Origin of the sequence: Aliiroseovarius subalbicans (assembly GCF_022678625.1) — a bacterium.
Classification (GTDB): Bacteria; Pseudomonadota; Alphaproteobacteria; order Rhodobacterales; family Rhodobacteraceae; genus Aliiroseovarius_A; species Aliiroseovarius_A subalbicans.
The window spans coordinates 1469999-1488685 of record NZ_JALBYQ010000001.1; the positions used below are offsets into that span (position 1 = coordinate 1469999).

General features: G+C 62.8%; 22 protein-coding genes. 10 read left to right on the forward strand and 12 right to left on the reverse strand.

All coding sequences use genetic code 11. From position 1 onward, the window contains the following. The first annotated feature begins 23 nt into the window (after positions 1–23). Genes uvrB through MN188_RS07395 form a run of 3 tightly spaced genes read left to right on the forward strand, consistent with a single transcriptional unit; the run spans position 24 to position 3518 of the window. Positions 24–2183, forward strand: coding sequence for an excinuclease ABC subunit UvrB (gene uvrB / locus MN188_RS07385; RefSeq protein ID WP_242107112.1), 2160 nt, complete (start codon positions 24–26; stop codon positions 2181–2183). Next, positions 2180–2989: a DUF6782 family putative metallopeptidase gene (locus tag MN188_RS07390; protein WP_242107114.1), complete on the forward strand. Its 810-nt coding sequence runs from the start codon at positions 2180–2182 to the stop codon at positions 2987–2989. The genes uvrB and MN188_RS07390 overlap by 4 nt, the downstream gene beginning before the upstream one ends. Before the next feature lie 52 nt (positions 2990–3041). Next, the gene (locus MN188_RS07395) at positions 3042–3518 is read left to right on the forward strand and encodes a YdcF family protein (RefSeq protein ID WP_242107116.1); all 477 of its coding nucleotides are present in this window, start codon (positions 3042–3044) and stop codon (positions 3516–3518) included. Here the strand turns inward: MN188_RS07395 and MN188_RS07400 are convergent. From MN188_RS07400 to MN188_RS07410, 3 genes are all read right to left on the reverse strand, one after another. Continuing rightward, entirely contained in the window at positions 3509–3655 is a 147-nt protein-coding gene (locus MN188_RS07400) for a hypothetical protein (protein WP_242107118.1), read from the reverse strand. The two genes, MN188_RS07395 and MN188_RS07400, sit on opposite strands and share 10 nt — an antisense overlap. Before the next feature lie 99 nt (positions 3656–3754). After that, positions 3755–4570: a sugar phosphate isomerase/epimerase family protein gene (locus MN188_RS07405; protein WP_242107119.1), complete on the reverse strand. Its 816-nt coding sequence runs from the start codon at positions 4568–4570 to the stop codon at positions 3755–3757. Then, positions 4570–4890, reverse strand: a complete 321-nt coding sequence (locus MN188_RS07410) for an antibiotic biosynthesis monooxygenase family protein (RefSeq protein ID WP_242107121.1) — start codon at positions 4888–4890, stop codon at positions 4570–4572. The genes MN188_RS07405 and MN188_RS07410 overlap by 1 nt, the downstream gene beginning before the upstream one ends. A 130-nt stretch (positions 4891–5020) precedes the next feature. Between MN188_RS07410 and MN188_RS07415 the strand changes: the two genes are divergently transcribed. Beyond that, complete coding sequence (locus MN188_RS07415) at positions 5021–5464, forward strand: hypothetical protein (protein ID WP_242107124.1); 444 nt, start codon at positions 5021–5023, stop codon at positions 5462–5464. A gap of 7 nt (positions 5465–5471) precedes the next feature. On the opposite strand, the gene MN188_RS07420 is transcribed toward MN188_RS07415, so the two are convergent. The 8 genes from MN188_RS07420 to MN188_RS07455 all read right to left on the reverse strand — a co-directional run bounded on the left by MN188_RS07420 (position 5472) and on the right by MN188_RS07455 (position 11702). Continuing rightward, a complete protein-coding gene (locus MN188_RS07420) occupies positions 5472–5879 on the reverse strand; it encodes a universal stress protein (protein WP_242107126.1) in 408 nt (135 codons plus the stop codon). Positions 5880–5945: 66 nt separating this feature from the next. Beyond that, positions 5946–7118: a 4-hydroxybenzoate 3-monooxygenase gene (pobA, locus tag MN188_RS07425; protein WP_242107128.1), complete on the reverse strand. Its 1173-nt coding sequence runs from the start codon at positions 7116–7118 to the stop codon at positions 5946–5948. A 26-nt stretch (positions 7119–7144) separates the two neighbouring features. Then, entirely contained in the window at positions 7145–7993 is an 849-nt protein-coding gene (locus MN188_RS07430) for a class III extradiol dioxygenase family protein (protein WP_242107130.1), read from the reverse strand. Position 7994: 1 nt separating this feature from the next. Next, positions 7995–8354 (reverse strand): protocatechuate 4,5-dioxygenase subunit alpha, encoded by a 360-nt coding sequence (locus MN188_RS07435; RefSeq protein ID WP_242107132.1) that lies wholly within the window; start codon positions 8352–8354, stop codon positions 7995–7997. Between the two features lie 10 nt (positions 8355–8364). After that, a complete protein-coding gene (locus MN188_RS07440) occupies positions 8365–9246 on the reverse strand; it encodes an amidohydrolase family protein (RefSeq protein ID WP_242107134.1) in 882 nt (293 codons plus the stop codon). Then, positions 9243–10283: a 4-oxalomesaconate tautomerase gene (locus tag MN188_RS07445; RefSeq protein WP_242107136.1), complete on the reverse strand. Its 1041-nt coding sequence runs from the start codon at positions 10281–10283 to the stop codon at positions 9243–9245. Before MN188_RS07445 ends, MN188_RS07440 begins: the two co-directional genes overlap by 4 nt. Continuing rightward, positions 10276–10968 carry a 4-carboxy-4-hydroxy-2-oxoadipate aldolase/oxaloacetate decarboxylase gene (gene ligK, locus MN188_RS07450; RefSeq protein ID WP_242107139.1) on the reverse strand — a complete coding sequence of 231 codons (693 nt, stop codon included), beginning with the start codon at positions 10966–10968 and terminating at the stop codon, positions 10276–10278. Before ligK ends, MN188_RS07445 begins: the two co-directional genes overlap by 8 nt. Continuing rightward, on the reverse strand, positions 10965–11702 hold the full coding sequence (locus tag MN188_RS07455; protein WP_242107142.1) for a PIG-L deacetylase family protein: 738 nt from the start codon (positions 11700–11702) through the stop codon (positions 10965–10967). The genes ligK and MN188_RS07455 overlap by 4 nt, the downstream gene beginning before the upstream one ends. A gap of 134 nt (positions 11703–11836) precedes the next feature. On the opposite strand from MN188_RS07455, the gene MN188_RS07460 reads away from it, so the two are divergent. From MN188_RS07460 to MN188_RS07480, 5 genes are all read left to right on the forward strand, one after another. Next, positions 11837–13066: a LysR family transcriptional regulator gene (locus MN188_RS07460; RefSeq protein ID WP_242107145.1), complete on the forward strand. Its 1230-nt coding sequence runs from the start codon at positions 11837–11839 to the stop codon at positions 13064–13066. Between the two features lie 66 nt (positions 13067–13132). Then, a complete protein-coding gene (locus MN188_RS07465) occupies positions 13133–14014 on the forward strand; it encodes an NAD(P)-dependent oxidoreductase (protein ID WP_242107147.1) in 882 nt (293 codons plus the stop codon). Beyond that, positions 14011–14403 (forward strand): protocatechuate 4,5-dioxygenase subunit alpha, encoded by a 393-nt coding sequence (gene ligA / locus MN188_RS07470; RefSeq protein WP_242107148.1) that lies wholly within the window; start codon positions 14011–14013, stop codon positions 14401–14403. The genes MN188_RS07465 and ligA overlap by 4 nt, the downstream gene beginning before the upstream one ends. Then, positions 14403–15254 carry a class III extradiol dioxygenase subunit beta gene (locus MN188_RS07475; RefSeq protein ID WP_242107150.1) on the forward strand — a complete coding sequence of 284 codons (852 nt, stop codon included), beginning with the start codon at positions 14403–14405 and terminating at the stop codon, positions 15252–15254. Before ligA ends, MN188_RS07475 begins: the two co-directional genes overlap by 1 nt. A gap of 9 nt (positions 15255–15263) precedes the next feature. After that, entirely contained in the window at positions 15264–16211 is a 948-nt protein-coding gene (locus MN188_RS07480; protein WP_242107152.1) for a Gfo/Idh/MocA family oxidoreductase, read from the forward strand. Between the two features lie 11 nt (positions 16212–16222). Here the strand turns inward: MN188_RS07480 and MN188_RS07485 are convergent, their stop codons facing one another. Next, a complete protein-coding gene (locus tag MN188_RS07485; protein ID WP_275116088.1) occupies positions 16223–17482 on the reverse strand; it encodes a glycerate kinase type-2 family protein in 1260 nt (419 codons plus the stop codon). Positions 17483–17657: 175 nt separating this feature from the next. Between MN188_RS07485 and MN188_RS07490 the strand changes: the two genes are divergently transcribed. Further along, the gene (locus tag MN188_RS07490; RefSeq protein WP_242107154.1) at positions 17658–18686 is read left to right on the forward strand and encodes an efflux RND transporter periplasmic adaptor subunit; all 1029 of its coding nucleotides are present in this window, start codon (positions 17658–17660) and stop codon (positions 18684–18686) included. The last annotated feature ends 1 nt before the right edge of the window (position 18687 follow it).

An 18687-nucleotide genomic window follows, 5' to 3' on the forward strand; every position in this document is an offset into this window, starting at 1 on the left:
AAGAGGGCGCAAAGGAATCGACGATGACCGACAGCTCGCTGACCAACCCGACCCAGGCTCCCACGATCCGACCCAAGCTTGAGGGCGGTATACGCTTTGTCCTGCACACACCGTTCCAACCTGCAGGCGACCAGCCTACTGCCATCACCGAGCTTGTGGCGGGCTTGAACGACGGCGACCAAAACCAGGTGCTTTTGGGCGCCACCGGCACCGGCAAGACCTTCACGATGGCCAAGGTGATCGAGGAAACCCAGCGCCCGGCGATCATTCTGGCCCCGAACAAGACGCTGGCGGCGCAGCTTTATGGTGAGATGAAGGGCTTCTTCCCTGACAACGCGGTGGAATACTTCGTCAGCTATTATGACTATTACCAGCCCGAGGCCTATGTGGCCCGCTCGGACACCTTCATCGAGAAGGAAAGCCAGATCAACGAACAGATCGACCGGATGCGCCACTCGGCCACCCGCGCGCTGTTGGAGCGTGACGATGTGATCATCGTCGCGTCGGTTTCGTGTATCTATGGTATCGGCTCGCCTGAGACCTATACGGCGATGACCCAGGACATCGAGGTTGGCAAGGAATACAACCAACGCAGCGTGATGAAGGACCTGGTCGCGCAACAATACAAACGCAACGACAACGCGTTCCAACGCGGGTCGTTCCGGGTGCGCGGCGACACCCTGGAAATCTGGCCAAGCCACCTCGAAGACCGCGGCCTGCGCCTGTCCTTCTTCGGGGAAGAGCTTGAAAGCATTACAGAGTTCGACACGCTCACCGGTGCCAAGACCGACAATTTGGACAAGGTGCGCGTCTATGCCAACTCGCATTATGTGACCCCGACGCCAACGCTGAAACAGGCGATCCAGAGCATCAAGCAAGAGCTGGCCTTGCGGCTGAAACAGCTGGAGGACGACGGCAAGCTGTTGGAGGCACAGCGGCTGGAGCAACGCACCCGCTTTGACCTTGAGATGCTGGAGGCGGCAGGATTTTGCAACGGGATCGAGAACTATTCGCGGTATCTGACCGGCCGCGCACCGGGCGAACCGCCCCCCACTTTGTTTGAATACATCCCCGACAACGCAATCGTTTTTGCCGACGAAAGCCACGTGTCGGTGCCGCAGATCGGCGGCATGTACAAGGGCGACTTCCGGCGCAAAATGACGCTGGCCGAGCATGGCTTCCGCCTGCCGTCCTGCATGGACAACCGCCCGCTGAAATTCGAGGAATGGGACGCGATGCGGCCGCAATCGGTTTTCGTTTCGGCCACGCCCAGCGCCTGGGAGCTGGAACAGACCGGCGGCGTCTTCACGGAACAGATCATCCGCCCAACCGGGCTGCTGGACCCGGAAATCGAAATCCGGCCGGTCGAAATGCAGGTCGACGACCTGCTGGACGAGGTGCGCAAGGTCGCCACCGATGGCTACCGCACTTTGGTCACTACGCTGACCAAACGCATGGCCGAAGATCTGACCGAATACATGCACGAACAGGGCATTCGCGTGCGCTATATGCATTCGGACATCGACACGATCGAGCGGATCGAGATCCTGCGCGACCTGCGCCTGGGTGCGTTCGACGTGCTGATCGGCATCAACCTGCTGCGCGAAGGCCTGGACATCCCCGAATGCGGGCTGGTCGCCATTCTGGATGCGGACAAGGAAGGGTTCTTGCGCTCGGAAACCTCGTTGGTCCAGACCATTGGCCGGGCCGCGCGAAACGCCGAAGCCCGCGTCATCATGTATGCCGACCGGATTACCGGAAGCATGGAACGCGCGATCAACGAAACAAACCGCCGCCGCGAAAAGCAACATGCCTATAACGTCGAACACGGGATCACGCCGGAGACCGTGAAGAAGAACGTCGAGGACGTTCTGGCCGGATTGTATCAGGGCGACGTGGACATGAACCGGGTCACCGCCAAGATCGACAAACCGATGGTTGGCGCAAACCTGGCCGCCCACTTGGACGGTCTGCGCGCCGAAATGCGCAAGGCCGCCGAAAACCTGGAGTTCGAGGAAGCCGCCCGCCTGCGCGACGAGGTGCATCGGCTGGAAGCGGTGGAGTTGGCCGTCGCCGACGACCCGCTGGCGCGACAATCGGCGGTCGAGGCTGCGAGCGAGCCGAAAGCACGCTCAACCGCAGGCAAACCGGGGCAACGCGCCGGACGGAAAGGACGCAAGTGAGGGCCGGTCTGACGCACCTTGCCGACGCGGTTCGGGTCGGTGTTTTTGCGCTGGCTTTTGCGGTCCCGTCACCAGCCGCCGCGCAGGCGGAATTGACGGTGCAGAACTGTCTTTCCCATCCCTATGACACGCCGGAAACGCCGCACCAGACCTTGGTACGAGATTTGATGTCTGCGCTGGAATTGACGCTGGCGGGGGTGCCCGAGATGAACGCGGCCTTGGCGCAGCATCAGCCCGCGATCTGTATCGATCCGCGCCCTATCACCGCGCGCGGCTATCTTGACCCAACCACGATGCAGATCGCCCTGGCCGAAGCATTGGATTTCGACGCCATGCTTCTGATCCTAATCCACGAGTTGCGACATTTGGAGCAATTCGACCACGGCCATTGCCCGGCCAACGACGTGTCCATGAAGGAAAACGCCCGTGCTTCAATGGCGACCGAGGCGGACGCCATGGCGATCACCGCGCTTCTGGCCTGGGACCTGCGCACGCTGGGCCGCTCTGGCCCCTGGGACCATTTCGCCGCCTGGCAGGAATACCAGGACATTCCCGCGCGGTTTGAACAGGCTCTGACCGACACCGGCAGCCTGTCCGCCGCCGTGTCGGCTACCTTCGACCAATGGTATGCGTCAGACTGGCGGGTCGAGGCCTATTACCAGGCAAGTTGCAGTGACTATCTGGACCGGCTTGACCTGTCCCATGCCCTGCCCCGCTATGGCCTGCTGCCCGAAGATTTTCTCGGCACCCTGTGCCGCCTGCCATCAGGGGCGCCGTATGACTGCACCGAAGGGCCGCCGCGTTAGCCCTGGGAACACGCGCATTGTCGGCACCGCGCCGCCCGCCTATCCTTGCCGCATGACCGATCCCGTGATCCTTGTACTTGGCGCCGCCGTGTGGCCTTGTGGCGTGCCGTCGCCGACGCTGAAACGCCGTGCGAGCCATGCGGCACAGCTGTATCTGCAAGGCGATTTCGCAGGCGTCATCGCGTGTGGCGGCCTGGGAAAGCATAGTCCCAGCGAGGCCAAAGTGATCGGAGGTATTTGCGAAGATTTGGGGGTGCCGCCAGCGGAGATCCAGCTAGAGGATCAATCCACCACCACGTTGGAAAATATCCGTCTGGCGTTGCCGCTTCTGCCGAAGGACACCGACAAAGTATTGATTGTGACCGACGCGTTCCACGCCCCGCGCGCACGCCTGACCGCACGGCGGTTTGGCCTGCGCGCAACAACATCCAGCCCCAGCCTGAAAGGCGCCACCTCCGTGCGAACGCTCAAGGCTTTCCTGCGCGAAGGGCCCGCCTATCTGTATTACCTATTCAAGGCTCAGCGATAGACGCCGACCGCAACCATTCCCCCACCGTTGGCCATATCACGCGCAACTTGCGGGTTCATGTATCCGTTCACGATCATCTGCTCCTGCGCCGGAGCCGCTGCCCCAAGGGCGGCCATCGCCACCATTGCATGTGCCAAACCTGTCGAAAACGCATGATTGCAATCCCCCTCTTCGTGAAAAGGAGTGAGGTGGGGTTCTAACTTTCACAACATGCATTGCACCCGCGCAACCGGGGCCTATTGCGCCAGCCCCAGCGCCTCTAGGTGGGTCACGCTGTGAGCGACCTGGTCGAAATCGTTGATCTCGATGATCAGATGCGGGGCTGCGTCTACCGCCGCCAACGCCCTGAAGATCGCGGGCCAGGATATGTTGCCTTCACCCAGCGCCCAGTGCCGGTCGGCCCAACCATCGCTGTCTTGCAAATGCACATGCCCCAGGTCCGACCCGGCCGCGGTGAGGAACCGATCCGCTGGCGGCGCGCCCGCGACGCAATGCGCCCAATGCGCATGCCCAGTGTCCACCGACAGGGCCAGCGCGGGGCTGGCCGCCGCCACGACCGCTGCGTGACGATCCTCTGGATCGGTGTCCTTGATGTTCTCAAGCACGATCTGCACGCCCTGATCCTCGGCGCGTGCAAGCGCTGGGCCCAGCGTATCCAGGATCGCAGAAACCCGGGCCGCGCGCGCATGCGTGGTGTTGTCCAGATTGCATTGGTCCCAGCGGTCATAGGGCGAATGCAGCACCATCTGCACCGCCCCCAGCGCCGCACAAACATCCAGCGCCGCATCGATCCGGGCCTGCACGATCGGCCGCAGATCGCGGTCCTTCACGTCCAGTTCGAACCCCGCAAAGGGGCCGTGGATGCCCAACCGCCCCTGCCAGCCCACCAGAGCGGCCTTCGCCATGTCGATGAAAGGACCGGGGCTGGCCAGAATGTCAGCCATGCAAAATTCAGGCAGTTCAAGGTCCCGGTTCTTGTCAAACAGCCAATCGCGGTGGCGCGCCAGGTCCAGAACCGACAACTGCGCGCCGACGACGGGCAGGTCGGACATCAGTCAGACACCATCACGACGTCATACATCACCGGCGCGAAGCTTTTCGAAAGTTCGTTGAATGTGCGGTTGTAGTCCCGCATCGCCTCGGACCGGAGCACACGCAGGAAATCGTCGCGCGTCTTCCATTGCGTGTAGTTCGCGATCCGGGTTTGCGCGTCGTTCACATGCATCGCGGCGCCGATGAACCCGGGCTGTTTCGAGATATAGGCGTTGCAGGCCGTCTTCAGCTCTTCCATCAGGTCCGCGCAGGTGCCCGGCGTAACCTCATAGGTGGTGATGACCGTTTGCAGGTCCGCGTCTTTTTTGATGATCGGCATGGCATCCTCCTTGATTGACCCTGAGTGTAGCAGCGTTGGGCGAAACGCCAAGCCCGGGCGCTGTGACACTTTTGCCCGCCGTCGCGACCCAAACGCGTGGTATCGTCGCGCAACAAGCGGAGGATCAGCCATGTTGAAGCAATGCACACTTGCTGTTGCCCTTACCCTTGCCCCCTTGGTGGCTCTGGGTCAGAGTTTTGAAGAACCCGCCCGCGGAAGCGTCACGCGCGCGGATATCCTGAGCGCGCTGCGCCCGCACGCCGAATGGGATTTCGGCGCGCCGGTGGAGTTCGTGGTGGGTGAGATGCGCGTCGCGGGTGACGTGGCCTTTGCCATGGTCGGCGCACAACGTCCGGGCGGCGAACAGATCGACATCTTCACCGCCCCCGTCACCCTGCGCGGCGAGACCGACCCTCAGGCAGGCAACGGCACCACGATGGAGGCGTTGATGCAGAAATCTGGCCGCATGTGGGTGGCCGTTCACATCGGCATCAACTCATCCGAAGGCTGGTGGTACGATCAGCAATACTGCCCGATCTGGGCCGAAGTGATCCCCGACGCCTGCCCCGAGTAAACCGCGCTTAGCGCGACACATGCACTGCACAGGGTGCATGGCGCACCACGCGGGCGGCGGTCGAGCCCAGGAAGTAATCCTGCAAGCCAGGGCGATGTGACGCGACCACGATGCAATCCACATCGTTGTGCGCGGCGAAATCCACGATCGTGTGACCAGCGTGGCCCTCAACGACCTGCACTTCAACGCCCGGGTTGCCAGCCAGTTCACCTTTCAGGCGGGCCTCCAACTCTTTCGTATTTGCTTCCAGCTGCCCTTCGGGCAGGTATTGCGCGACATAGGAGGGAATTTCCTCCATCACATGAAGCGCGGTTATTTTCGCACCTTCATCCGCAAGAACCTGCGCGATACTCAGGGCTTTCTTGCCACTGCGTTCGTGATCCAGGGCAATCGGTACCAGAATGTTTTTGTACATGTCAGCTTCCTCGCGTTTCTCTCACGTCACTGTGCCCGGCGGGACAGACTGGCACCATGATACAGGTCAAAACGGCAAACCGACATAATTTTCAGCCAGCGAGGTCATCGCGGCCTCGGAGCTGAACAGGTATTCAAGGTCGGTCTGCTGCAATTTCTGGTCATAGGGGATCGCGTCCGGGAAGTTGTGCAACAGGCTGGTCATCCACCAGCTGAACCGCTGCGCCTTCCACACCCGCGCCAACGCCTTCTGGCTGTAGCTGTCCAGCCCCGCATCATCGCCGTTCAGGTAATGATCCACCAACCCGTGATAGAGGTAGTAGATGTCGCTGGCCGCCGAATTCAGCCCGCGCGCACCGGTGGGCGGGACGATATGCGCCGCGTCGCCTGCCAGGAACAGCTTGCCGTATCGCATCGGCTCAGCCACGAAGCTGCGCAAGGGGGCGATGCTTTTCTCGATCGACGGACCGGTTTCCAGTCTTGCCGCCACATCGTCCGGCAGCCGCGCTTTCAGCTCATCCCAGAATGCGTCATCCGACCAGTCGTCCACACTGTCGGACAACGGCACCTGGATGTAATAGCGGCTGAGCGCCTGACTGCGCAGCGAACACAAGGCAAAGCCGCGCGGCGATTTGGCATAGATCAGTTCGGGCGAGACGGGCTTGGTGCGGCTCAGCACCCCCAGCCAGCCGAACGGATAGACCTTTTCGTATTCCGTCAGCACGTCACCGGGGATCGATTTGCGGCTGACCCCGTGAAACCCGTCCGCGCCGATGATGAAGTCGCAATCGATGCGAATGATCTCATCGCCCGCGCGATAGGTCAGGTAGGGCGCGTCGGTTTTCAGGTCGTGCGGCTTCACATCCTCGGCGTTGTGAATGACCGTGCCACCCATCTTGTCACGCGCCGCGTAAAGGTCGCGGGTCAGTTCCGTCTGGCCATAGACAACGACCGAATTTCCCCCCGTATGCGCCGCCAGATCCACACGCATTTTCTTATTGTTTTCCGCGATATAGAAGCCATCGTGGATCTCGCCCTCGGCGTCCATCCGCGCGCCACACTGCGCCTCACGCATCAGTTCGGCGAACCCGTGTTCCAACACGCCCGCCCGGATGCGACCCAGCACGTATTCACGTGATTGCCGCTCCAGCACCACGTTGTCGATGCCCTTCAAATCCAGCAACTGGCTGAGCATAAGGCCCGACGGCCCGCCCCCGATGATACCCACCTTGGTCCTCATATCCTGTCCTCCCTTGCGTGACGGCCTCAGCCGCCGCATTCCAACAGCATCGTGCCCGCGCCCGTATTTGAGATCGGGATGTGATAGTTCCGCGTAACCTCGGTCACGTCGTCGCCCAGCGCCCCGCGCATCATCATCCACATCAGAAACTCGGTGCCCTGGGCGCCGGCCTGACGCACCAGCTCATGGCGGCTGATCTTGGTCAACGCCTCGGGGTCATGCACGATCTTGTCCATGCAATAGCGGTCGAATTCCTTGTTGATGAAGCCCGCGCGTTCGCCGTCCAGCTGATGGCTCAGCCCGCCGGTGCCCAGCACCACGACCTTCAGATCCTCGGGAAAACTTTCGACCGCGCGACGCAGCGATTTGCCGAAGTTCAGCGCCCGGTTCAGCGTCGGGATCGGATGCTGCACCGTGTTGGCCGAAATCGGGATGGCGCGCGGCATGTCCGGGTGGTGCGGGGCTCCGGGCCAGAACAACTGCATTGGCACGACAAAGCCGTGATCCACCGCCAGCTCCTGACAGGAGGTGATGTCAAACTCGTCTTCAACCATGCCCTCGATAATGTGCCACGACATCTCCGGCGCGCCGGGGAACGGGTCCAGCTGAGGGATGCCCCAGCCCTCATCCTCGTTGCGGTATTCATGCGCGGCACCGATCGCGAAGGTCGGCATTTTGTCCAGAAAGAAGCCCAGCCCGTGGTCGTTGTAGATGTTGATCACGATGTCCGGCTTGGTGTCGGCCAGCCAGTCGTGAACCTTGGGATAGCCGGCAAAGAACGGCTTCCAATACGGGTCATCCTGCAGCTCATTGGCAATCGCGTTGCCAACGGCGGGAATGTGCGATGTGGTGATGCCACCCAGAATACGTGCCATATTATTTCCCCTGATCCACAAGCTTTTGCTTGAAGGCCTCGACAGACATCCCGGTCTGCTGCGCGCCCACGTCCTGGACCCCCAGCTTGAAGATCCCGGCGAATTTGGCGAGGTAGTAGATGTTGCCGCCCGCCGCGATCATCGCCAGCACGTTCTTGTCCCGGCAGGCCTGTTTCTGCGCGTCGTTCAGGCCAAATCGCGTCATGTATCCCTCTGGATCATCCAGAAAGGCCTGGCGGGCATCGGCCGCGTTGAATGAATAACACATCTTGTTCAGCGCATAGCCCTTCATCGCCATCTTGCCATCAAACAGCGTGGTGCCTTCGATCGGCGTGTGGTGGTCAAACTCGGTGATGTCCATCCTGTCCTCCTCAGGCCCAGTAAAGCCGCATGGGGTTGTCGACGAGCAGCTTTTGCTGCAGCTCCGGCGTGGGCGCGATGCGGGGGATGAAGTCCACCAGCGCGCCGTCGTCCGGCATATGAGATTTCATGTTCGGGTGTGGCCAATCCGTGCCCCACAGCACCCGATCGGGGAAGCGGCGGACCACCTCGGCGGCAAACGGCACCACGTCATCATAGGGCGGGCCTTGCAGGCTCAACCGTTCCGGGCAGGTCACTTTCGACCAGATGTTTTCGTTGCGCGCCATCAGGTCCAGAAATCGCCCGAAATCCGGGTGATCCAGCGGTTTCGACACGTCTGGGCGGCCCATGTGATCGACCACGATGATGGTCGGCAGGCCTTCCAGGAAAGGGATCAGATCTTCCAGATCGGCGGCCTCGAAATAGACCACGATATGCCAGCCCAGCTTGGCGATCCGCGCGGCGATGTCCTGGAAAACCTGTTTCGGCGTGTCATCCACCAGCCGCTTCACGAAGTTGAACCGCACGCCCCGCACCCCGGCCGCATGCATGTCGGCGAGGTCGGCGTCACTGACCTCGGGCCCCACGCTCGCAATGCCCCGCGCCAGCCCGCCCGCCGCCCGGCAGGCATCCACCATGGCGCTGTTGTCGCGCCCGTGACAGGTCGCCTGCACGATCACATTGCGTGAAAACCCCAGATGGTCGCGCAGGGCAAACAGCTGTTCCTTGCCCGCGTCACAGGGCGTGTATTTCCGTTCGGGGGCGTATGGAAACGCATCCCCCGGGCCGAACACATGGCAATGCGCATCCACCGCACCTGGTGGCAACGTAAGATCCGGCACTTTCGGCGACGGGTGAAACACCAGCCAATCGTCGTCCATCGTCTGGCTCATGCGAACACCTCCCCATCCATCAGTTTGCGCGCGGTGCGCAGGATCGCGGCCTGTGTCACCGCACCACCCTTCAGCGTGGCCACCACGCTCAACTCTCCCGTCGGATGTTCGACTGACACCGTCAGCCTGTCACCTTTGCCCACAACCGCCAGCCCCTCGGCCACGGCGCCGGGCACCAGACAGGCCGTTGCGACCGAGACCGCGCCCAAAACACCGATGGCCTTGTGGCAGCGGTGCGGAATGAAGCTGCGCGTCGCAATCGCGCCCTGCTTTGGCGCCGAAATCAGCACCATCTTGGGCACGCTTTTCTCCGTCACATCCCCCAGGTTCATCAGCGGGCCGCAGGCCAGCCGGATCGCTTCCAGCCGCGCGCGCAAAGCCACGTTCGCCTCCAGATCCTCCGGCGTCTCAGCCCCGGTGATCCCCAGATCCACGGCCCTGAGCAGAACGCAGGGCATGCCATTGTCGATCATCGTGACCTGCATACCCTCGATCTCGTCCACCGCCTGGCCCGTTGGCAAAAGCGCCCCGCAAGACGACCCCGCCGTGTCGCGAAAGGCAATCGGCACCGGCGCGGCCGTTCCCGGCACCCCGTCGATCATAGCGTCGCCGTCATAGCTGACCACGCCGCCGGGCGTCTGCACAACCACCTCCGCCAATTGGCCCGTGTTGTCCATGTGGATGACCATCGGCGTCTCGCCGTCCTGCGCCGCCACCAGACCGCGCTCAATCGCAAAGGGGCCGACCCCGGCCAGGATATTCCCGCAGTTTTGCGCATCCGACACGATGGCCTGATCGACAAAGACCTGCAGGAAGAGGAAATCAACATCCACGCCGGCCCTTTCCGAGCGCGTCACCACCGCCACTTTCGAGCTCAAAGGATCGCCCCCGCCCATCCCGTCGATCTGGCGTTCATCAGGGCTCCCCATTACGCGCAAAAGGAAGTCGTCGCGTTTCGCGGGCAATTCTTCCTTAACGAAGTATCCCCCTTTCGAGGTTCCCCCGCGCATCCACATGCAAGGAACACCTTTAGACATATTTCAGCCCCTTCTCGGCCAAACGTCCTCGCATGTCATAGATATCAAGCCCCAGCTCACCCGCCTCGAACCGGGCGCGTTTGGCCGCCTCATTCGCCTCGCGCGCACGGCCCTTTTCCAGCACGTCCGCCGCCTCCTCTCGCCGCACCACACAGACGCCATCGTCATCCGCGACGATCACATCCCCGGGATTGATCAGTGCGTCGGCGCAGACCACCGGCACGTTCACACTGCCCAGCGTTTCCTTGATCGTGCCCTGCGCGAACACCGCCTTGGACCAGACCGGGAATTCCATCTCGGTCAGGTCGCGCAGATCGCGCACGCCCGCGTCGATGATCAACCCGCGACAGCCCCGCGCCTGCGCCGAGGTCGCCAGAAGGTCGCCGAAATACCCTGCATTCGACGGGCTGGTCGTGCCCAACGCCAGGATATCCCCGGCCCGAAGCTGTTCGATCGCCACGTGGATCATCCAGTTGTCACAAGGCGGCGCCAGGATCGTCACCGCCGATCCGGCCACCCGCGCGCCCGGATAGATCGGGCGCAGGTAGTCAGCGAGCAGCCCGCGGCGCCCCTGTGCCTCGTGCACCGTCGCCACACCCAGCGCGGCCAACCCGTCGATCACCGCAGGATCGGCACGCGTGATATTCTGGACGACAAGCCCCGTGGTTCCCGGCTGCACGCTCATGCCAGCTCATCCACTGTCTGCGGAAAGATCATTTCGAACCCTTCCGCGTATTCCGCCTTGCGTCCGCCCGCCATTCCGCCCGAGTTTCGGCGGAAGTGGTTGCCGCGGTTCTCGGCCACATTGGTATAGAAATCCCACAGGTGCTCTTGCCCCTGCATGCATTCGATCGCCGCACGCTTCTTGTCCCAAACCGATGTGATGTCGAGAAACACGTTGGGCTTCCACCCCATCTGCTCGGTCTGGTGCGGCTCGAACAGATACATCTGCGGCGCGCCCAATACCTTTTGCCCCGGATTGTGGCCCCAGGCCTGCGCGATCATCCGACATTCCAGCGCGAAGGTCGTCGTGTTCATGTGGTCGGTGTTGTAAGGGTCCCAGCGGCTGTGGCTCATCATCCATTTCGGCTGCACCTCGCGGATGATATCGACCATCTGGTCCTGCGCGTCCCGGTCCAGTCGCAGCGGGTAATCCCCCAGATCCAGGAACCGGATATCGCGTACGCCCAGGGCATCCGCCGCCGCCTGCGCCTCGTCGCGCCGCGCGTCCTTCACGCGCTCCAGGGTCATGCCGTCCTGCTTCCACAGCTTGGCACTTTCGCCCCGCTCGCCATAGGACAGACAGGCCACGGTGACCTCGTATCCCAGTTCCTGATGCAGCGCGATGGCGCCGCCGCAGCGCCAGACGAAGTCGGCCGCATGGGCCGAGATGACAAGGGCGGTTTTCTTTTCAGACATGATCAAGCCTCCGGTTCTGTGGCATCTTGATACGCCAGCGACGGGGGCAAGGCCATTTCATTCCACGGAAAACGGTATAAGTTCTGTCTATACCCTCATTTCCGAAAGCACCCCAAACCCCTTATGGTAACAACATGGACATAGCTTTCCCGAATATCCGCCACCTGCGCGCCTTTCGCGAGGTCGTGCGTCTGCACGGGATCAGCGCGGCGGCCGAGGCGGTTCACCTCAGCCAACCCGCCGTCACCCAGGCCATTGCCGGGCTTGAGGCGCGGTTGGACACACCCCTGTTCGACCGTCGCCCCGAAGGCATGTTCCCCACCGAGGAGGGCGCGCTGTTCGCCGCCCGCGTGACGGTGATGTTCGACCTTCTGGACCAAGGCGCGATTGACGCAGTGCGCCAGGCCGGGCGGCGCGACGACCAAACCGGCGCGCGCGCCGATGAGACCTTTCCCCAACGGGTTACCGCAGCGCAATTGCGCGCGCTGGTGGCGATCGGGGACCACGGCAGTTTCAGCCTGGCGGCGCGGGCCACCGGGGTGTCGCAACCTTCGATTCACCGCGCCGGGCGGGACCTGGAAAAGCTCGCTGGCATCGCGCTGTTTGCTCCCGACCGCAAAGGGGTCGACTTGACCCCCGCCGCCGAGCTCTTTGCTCGCGCGGTCAAACTGGCGGCCAGCGAATTGCGCCAGGGCTTTTCCGAGCTTTCTGCCCGCCGCGGTCGCGACAGCACCACGATCACGGTCGGCTCACTGCCGCTGTCGCGGTCCTCGATCCTGCCACGCGCGATCCACGGTCTGCTGGCAGGTCACGCCGGGGTGCAGCTACGCAACGTGGATGGTCCCTATGACGAGCTGTTGAAGGGGCTGCGCCATGGGGATCTGGATCTTCTGATCGGCGCGCTGCGCGACCCGGTGCCAACCGATGACGTGGCGCAGGAACCGCTGTTCGACGACCCGCTGGCGCTGTTCGTGGGGCCGTCGCATCCGCTGGCCGAACGCCGGGGGATCCGCCTTCAAGACACGCTTGATTTCCCCTGGATCGCCCCACCGGCCACCACGCCCGCCGGATCCTATCTGTATCGCACCCTGAAGATCGACGCGTTGCCGCAAACCCCGGTGCGGATCGTATCGTCGTCTATGGTCATGGTGCGCGGGCTGTTGATGCAAGGGGATTACGTCACCATCCTGTCGCAACACCAGACCGCGTTGGAGCAGGCCCAAGGGGTTATGGTGGCCCTGCCGATCACCCTGCCCGACAGCGCCCGCCCAATCGGCCTGACCACGCGCAAAGGCTGGACCCCGACCCCGACGCAGGCGCGATTCCTCGCCCTGATCCGCGCGGCCGCCCAAGAGGGGTTATAGCCAAAATGAATGATAAGGCTTGGCAATGAATTTCAGGATGTCCCTTCGATCCGGTAAGGTGGGCGCATGACCAAATCGCACACACCCATCGGCCTGATCGGCTTTGGCGAGGCCGCTGCGGCCTTCGTATCAGGCTGGCGTCACGACGCTCCAACACTGGCGCTCAGCGCCTTTGACATCAAGACAACAGACCCGACGCAGGCCGCCGCCAAGCAGGCAGAATACGCCTCCGCCGGCGTGACAGGACTGTCGCGGCCAGAGTTTGACTGCACCGCGATCCTGTCCTTGGTCACTGCCGACCAAGCCCATCAGGCCGCCTGCGCTGCTGCAGAAACCCTTCACCCCGGCACGCTGTTTCTAGACGGCAATTCCTGTGCCCCCGACACGAAACGCGCCAGTTCGGCGGTGATTGAAGCCGCTGGGGGACGGTATGTCGACCTGGCGATCATGGCGCCGGTGCACCCGGCCTTGAACAAGGTGCCGCTGCTCCTGTCGGGTGCCAATGCCCCGGATTCCCTGCCCCTGCTGGCTGAACTGGGCATGAGCGGCCGTGTGCTGGCCGGCGACGTCGGACGCGCCAGCGCGATCAAGATGGTGCGCTCGGTCATGATCAAGGGGCTTGAGGCGCTGTCGCTGGAATGCCTGCTGGCCGCGCGCAAGGCGGGGGTTGAGGATGAGGTCATCGCCTCGCTTGACGCCAGCTTTCCCGGATGGGACTGGGCCACACGCGCCGGGTACAGTTTTGAACGCGCAACCACCCACGGGTTGCGCCGCGCCGCCGAAATGCGCGAAGCGGCCAAGACACTGACTGACCTGGGGTTGAACAATGGGATGAGCCGGGCCACGGTCACCTGGCAACAGGAGATGGGCGATCTGGCGCTGACGCTGGATGGCGATTTCGCCACACGGGCCGACGCGATCCTGGCAGCATTGGAGGGCAACACATGAGCGGCAAGGACTATGACGACATCCCCGGAACCTTCGTGTTCGACGCGGATCGGTCACGCCAGGGCTATCACCTGAACCAATTCTGCATCTCGCTGCGCAAGGCTGAAAACCGCGACGCGATGAAAGCCGACCCTGAGGCGCATATGGCGCGGTTTCCAATGAGCGAGGAGCAGTGCCAGGCGGTGCGCGACCGGGACTGGAACCGGTTGCTCGAACTGGGCGGCAACATCTACTACACCTCGAAACTGGCCGCCTTCGATGGCATCACCTTTCAGGATCTGGCGGCGATGATGACCGGGGTCAGCCGCGAAGAATATCGCGACATGATGTTGCACGGCGGGCGCCCGATCGCGGGCAATAGGTCGAAATCCGAATGGGAGGAAAACTGATGGCCCGGATCACAGCAGGGATCGGGTGCAGCCACGTGCCCGCCATCGGCGTTGCGATGGACACGGGCATCACCGAGCAGCCTTATTGGCAGCCCGTCTTCAAGGGGTTCGATTTTTCGCGCCAATGGATGAAGGACAACAAGCCCGACGTGGTGTTCCTGGTCTACAACGACCATTGCACCGCGTTTGATGCCTCCTGCATTCCGACCTTCGCGCTGGGATGTGCCGAGACCTTCGCCCCTGCCGACGAAGGCTGGGGCGCGCGCCCGGTGCCGATCGTGCGCAACCATCAAAAGCTGGCCAGCCACATCGCGCAATCGGTCATCCTGGACGAATTTGACCTGACCATCATGAACGAGATGGAGGTCGACCACGGGCTGACCGTGCCACTGTCGGCGATGTTTGGGGAAATCCCGCAGGACGGGGAATGGCCCTGCCTAGTGGTGCCACTGGCGGTGAACGTGGTGCAATATCCGGCCCCGACCGCGAACCGCTGTTTCCAGTTGGGCCGCGCGATCCGGCGCGCGATTGACAGCTTTCCTGAGGATCTGAACGTGCAGATCTGGGGCACCGGCGGCATGAGCCACCAGTTGCAGGCCGAACGCGCGGGCCTGATCAACGCCGAATGGGACACAACGTTCCTGGACATGATGGCGGGCGACCCTGATGCCGCGCGCCAGATCAGCCACCTGGAGTTTCTGCGCGAAACCGGCAGCGAGGGCATCGAGATGGTGATGTGGCTGGTCATGCGCGGCGCGTTGGACGAAAAGGTGACCGAGGTGCACCGCCATTATCACGTCCCTGCCTCAAACACGGCAGTGGGGCATATCATTCTGGAAAACCACGACTAGGAGAACATCATGCGGATCTGTGTGGCCGGCGCCTATGGCGCCTTTGGCATGAAGCATCTGGACGCGCTGGCAAACATCGACGGGGTGCAGGTGACCTCGGTGATGGGGCCGACGAAGGCCAAGATCGAAGCCTTTGCCGCCGAACGCGGTATTCCCCACGCGGGAACGACGCTGGAGGAGTGCATCGCGCGCGACGATGTGGATGCGGTGATCCTGTCCACCCCCACCGGCCTGCACGCCGAACAGACGATTGCCTGTTTGGACGCGGGCAAACATGTGTTGGTCGAAATTCCGATGGCCGACAATCTGGCTGACAGCCAGGCCATCGTCGCCAAGCAAAAGGAAACCGGGCTGGTCGCGATGGCCGGTCAGGTGCGCCGCTTCAACCCATCGCACCAATGGATCCACAACAAGATCGAAGCAGGCGAGCTAAAGCTGCAACAACTAGATGTGCAAACCTATTTCTTTCGCCGCACCAACACCAATGCCAAGGGTGAGCCGCGCAGCTGGACCGACCATCTGCTGTGGCATCACGCCTGTCACACGGTCGATCTGTTCCAGTATCAGACCGGTGAAACTTGCTCGGAGGCATTCGGCCTGCAAGGTCCGGCGCACCCCGATCTGGGCATCGCGATGGACATGTCGATTGGCATGAAAGTTCCGTCAGGAGCGATCTGCACCCTGTCTCTGAGCTTCAACAACGACGGCCCTCTGGGCACGTTCTTTCGCTATATCTGTGACAACGGCACCTACCTGGCACGCTATGACGACCTGTTTGACGGCAATGAAAACCAGATCGATCTGTCGGATGTGGCCGTATCAAACAACGGCATCGAGCTGATCGACCGCGAGTTCATCTCTGCCATTCAGGACGGCCGCCAGCCCAACGGCGCCGTGGCCGATGTGCTGGGCGCGATGGAAACGCTGGACCGGATCGAGAAATCGTTTCAAAGCTGACCCACGCGGGATCAGCGGATCAGGATGGCGCGGAAATCGTTCACGTTGGTTCCGGTCGGGCCGGGACTGAACAGATCGCCCAGCGCCTCGAAGGCTGAAAAGGCGTCATTTCCCGCCAGCAAAGCCGCCGGATCATGCCCCAGCGCGCGAAGGCGGGGGGCGCTTGTGCCGTCGACAAATGCGCCTGCGTTGTCTTCGGAGCCGTCGATGCCGTCGGTGTCTGCGGCCAGCGCCGTGAACCCAGCCTGACCCTCGCAGGTCAGGGCAAGCGACAGCAAAAACTCGGTATTACGCCCGCCGCGCCCCTGGCCGCGCAGGGTCACGGTGGTTTCGCCGCCAGACAGGATCACCACGGGGCGGGGGAAGGGCCGGTCGCGCAACGCGACCTCACGTGTCATAGCGCCGTGCATTTTCGCCACCTCGCGCGCCTCGCCTTCGATTGCATCAGACAGGATCACTGCCGGCACGCCTTCGGCCTGCGCGAGGCTTGCGGCGGCCTCAAGCGACTTGGCGGCCGAGGCAATGACGTGGACCGTGTTCCCGTCAAAAGCCGCATCCATTGGATCCGGCGCGGCGTGGCGTTCGATATGGGCAGCGATGGCAGGCGGCAGGTCGATGGCGTGGGCCTTGATCGCCGCCAGCGCCTCGGCCTGCCCGGTCGCATCCGGCACGGTCGGGCCAGAAGCCACCTGCGCCGGGTCATCCCCCGGCACATCGGACACGATCAGGCTGACCATGCGCGCGGGATGGGCAGCGGCGGCCAGGCGCCCGCCTTTTACCCCTGAGAAATGCTTGCGGATTGCGTTCATCGCGGAAATCGGCGCGCCCGAAGCCAGAAGTGCACGGTTCAACGCCTGTTCATCCTCCAGCGAAAACCCGTCTGGCGGGCTGGGCAAAAGCGCCGAGCCACCACCGCAAATCAGCGCGACCACCAGGTCGTCGGGGCCAAGCCCTTCGACCGCTTCGAACAAAGCTTGGGTGGCGACCAGACCCGCGCGGTCGGGCACCGGGTGGGCGGCCTCAAGCACCCGGATGTACCGGGTTGCGGCGCCATAGCCATAGCGCGTGACCACCACGCCTTCGACAGGGTCGCCCCAAAGGTCCTCGAACGCCGCACCCATCTGCGCCGCGCCCTTGCCGGCCCCGACCACGATCGTGCGCCCCTTGGGCCGGGCGGGCAGAACCGACGCCATCGCCGCCTTGGGGTCGGCGGCTTGAACGGCGGTGTGAAACAGGCGGGTTAGAAAGCTTTGGTCATCCGGGTCAATCATGCCCGCACTTTATCGGTTTGGCTGGCACCATCAAGCTATCCGCGACACTAGGGCATTTGCGCAAGTCCCGCCGGCAGCGTAAGGCAAGGGCAGCGCCCCTATTTCATGCGGGGTTGCAACACATGCAATTTTTTGCATATAACTGGCAACCGCGACCGGATTCTGGAGACCTGCAATGAAACGACCCCTTTTGACTGCGCTGTTCGCCGCGCTCTTGCCGCTTGGCGCTATTGCCGAGAGTGAGCACGAGATTCACACTGTCACCGTGACCGAATGGAAAGCCGTGTTCGGCAAAATCGAGACACGCGACATGGTTCCGGCCCGGTCGCGCCTGGGTGGCACGCTGGTGTCCGTCGATGTGGCCGAAGGGGACCGGATCGAGCAAGGCCAGCAGATCGGCAGCGTCACGGACCAGAAGCTGACCCTGCAGCTGAACGCGATGGACGCGCAGCTGGCCGGTCTGGCTGCTCAGCTGGAAAACGCCCAGACCGAGTTGAAGCGCGGTGAAGACCTGGTGCAGCGCGGCGTGACCACGGTGCAGCGCCTGGACGGGTTGCGTACGCAGGTCGACGTGTTGACCAACCAGATCGAAGCGACTCGCGCGCAACGCAGCGTGATCGTGCAGCAGGCCGCCGAAGGCGCGGTGCTGGCGCCGCTGACGGGCGTCGTGCTGGACGTGCCGGTGACGGCAGGTGCTGTGGTGATGCCAGGCGAAGCGATCGCGGTTATCGGCGGCGGTGGCTTTTTCCTGCGCCTGGCGGTTCCGGAACGTCATGCTGGTTTCCTGAAAGAGGGCGCCGAGATCCTGATTGGCGGCGCAGATGGCGACACGCCTGAAATCGGCACTCTGGCCAAGATTTATCCCAGCATTGAAAACGGTCGCGTCATCGCCGATGTCGAAGTGCCTGACCTGTCGATGGAATTCGTCAACGCCCGCGTGCTGGTGCGTCTGCCGGTGGGGGAAACAACCGCGATCATGGTGCATGACGTAGCGGTCAACACCCGCATGGGGCTGGATTTCGTGGCCATCAAACGCGCTGACGGAACGGTCAGCGAACGCGCCGTGGTGCTGGGTCAAACCCACCAGATTGACGGCGACACGCTTGTTGAGATCGTGTCGGGCCTGAACGCGGGCGACGTGATCGTGCAGGATTACACCGCCCCGGCCCACGCCGGTGGCACAGATCAAGGCGAGGGTCACTGAC

Bases quoted from the DNA above. Each gene is read 5' to 3' on its own strand.
- pobA (WP_242107128.1), bottom strand. From the start codon at position 7,118: ATGAGGACCAAGGTGGGTATCATCGGGGGCGGGCCGTCGGGCCTTATG.
- MN188_RS07435 (WP_242107132.1), bottom strand. From the start codon at position 8,354: ATGGACATCACCGAGTTTGACCACCACACGCCGATCGAAGGCACCACG.
- MN188_RS07430 (WP_242107130.1), bottom strand. From the start codon at position 7,993: ATGGCACGTATTCTGGGTGGCATCACCACATCGCACATTCCCGCCGTT.
- MN188_RS07475 (WP_242107150.1), top strand. From the start codon at position 14,403: ATGGCCCGGATCACAGCAGGGATCGGGTGCAGCCACGTGCCCGCCATC.
- MN188_RS07485 (WP_275116088.1), bottom strand. From the start codon at position 17,482: ATGATTGACCCGGATGACCAAAGCTTTCTAACCCGCCTGTTTCACACC.
- MN188_RS07455 (WP_242107142.1), bottom strand. From the start codon at position 11,702: ATGTCTGAAAAGAAAACCGCCCTTGTCATCTCGGCCCATGCGGCCGAC.
- ligK (WP_242107139.1), bottom strand. From the start codon at position 10,968: ATGAGCGTGCAGCCGGGAACCACGGGGCTTGTCGTCCAGAATATCACG.
- MN188_RS07465 (WP_242107147.1), top strand. From the start codon at position 13,133: ATGACCAAATCGCACACACCCATCGGCCTGATCGGCTTTGGCGAGGCC.
- MN188_RS07415 (WP_242107124.1), top strand. From the start codon at position 5,021: ATGTTGAAGCAATGCACACTTGCTGTTGCCCTTACCCTTGCCCCCTTG.
- MN188_RS07405 (WP_242107119.1), bottom strand. From the start codon at position 4,570: ATGTCCGACCTGCCCGTCGTCGGCGCGCAGTTGTCGGTTCTGGACCTG.
- MN188_RS07395 (WP_242107116.1), top strand. From the start codon at position 3,042: ATGACCGATCCCGTGATCCTTGTACTTGGCGCCGCCGTGTGGCCTTGT.
- MN188_RS07445 (WP_242107136.1), bottom strand. From the start codon at position 10,283: ATGTCTAAAGGTGTTCCTTGCATGTGGATGCGCGGGGGAACCTCGAAA.
- uvrB (WP_242107112.1), top strand. From the start codon at position 24: ATGACCGACAGCTCGCTGACCAACCCGACCCAGGCTCCCACGATCCGA.
- MN188_RS07440 (WP_242107134.1), bottom strand. From the start codon at position 9,246: ATGAGCCAGACGATGGACGACGATTGGCTGGTGTTTCACCCGTCGCCG.
- MN188_RS07480 (WP_242107152.1), top strand. From the start codon at position 15,264: ATGCGGATCTGTGTGGCCGGCGCCTATGGCGCCTTTGGCATGAAGCAT.
- MN188_RS07410 (WP_242107121.1), bottom strand. From the start codon at position 4,890: ATGCCGATCATCAAAAAAGACGCGGACCTGCAAACGGTCATCACCACC.
- MN188_RS07420 (WP_242107126.1), bottom strand. From the start codon at position 5,879: ATGTACAAAAACATTCTGGTACCGATTGCCCTGGATCACGAACGCAGT.
- ligA (WP_242107148.1), top strand. From the start codon at position 14,011: ATGAGCGGCAAGGACTATGACGACATCCCCGGAACCTTCGTGTTCGAC.
- MN188_RS07460 (WP_242107145.1), top strand. From the start codon at position 11,837: ATGGACATAGCTTTCCCGAATATCCGCCACCTGCGCGCCTTTCGCGAG.
- MN188_RS07490 (WP_242107154.1), top strand. From the start codon at position 17,658: ATGAAACGACCCCTTTTGACTGCGCTGTTCGCCGCGCTCTTGCCGCTT.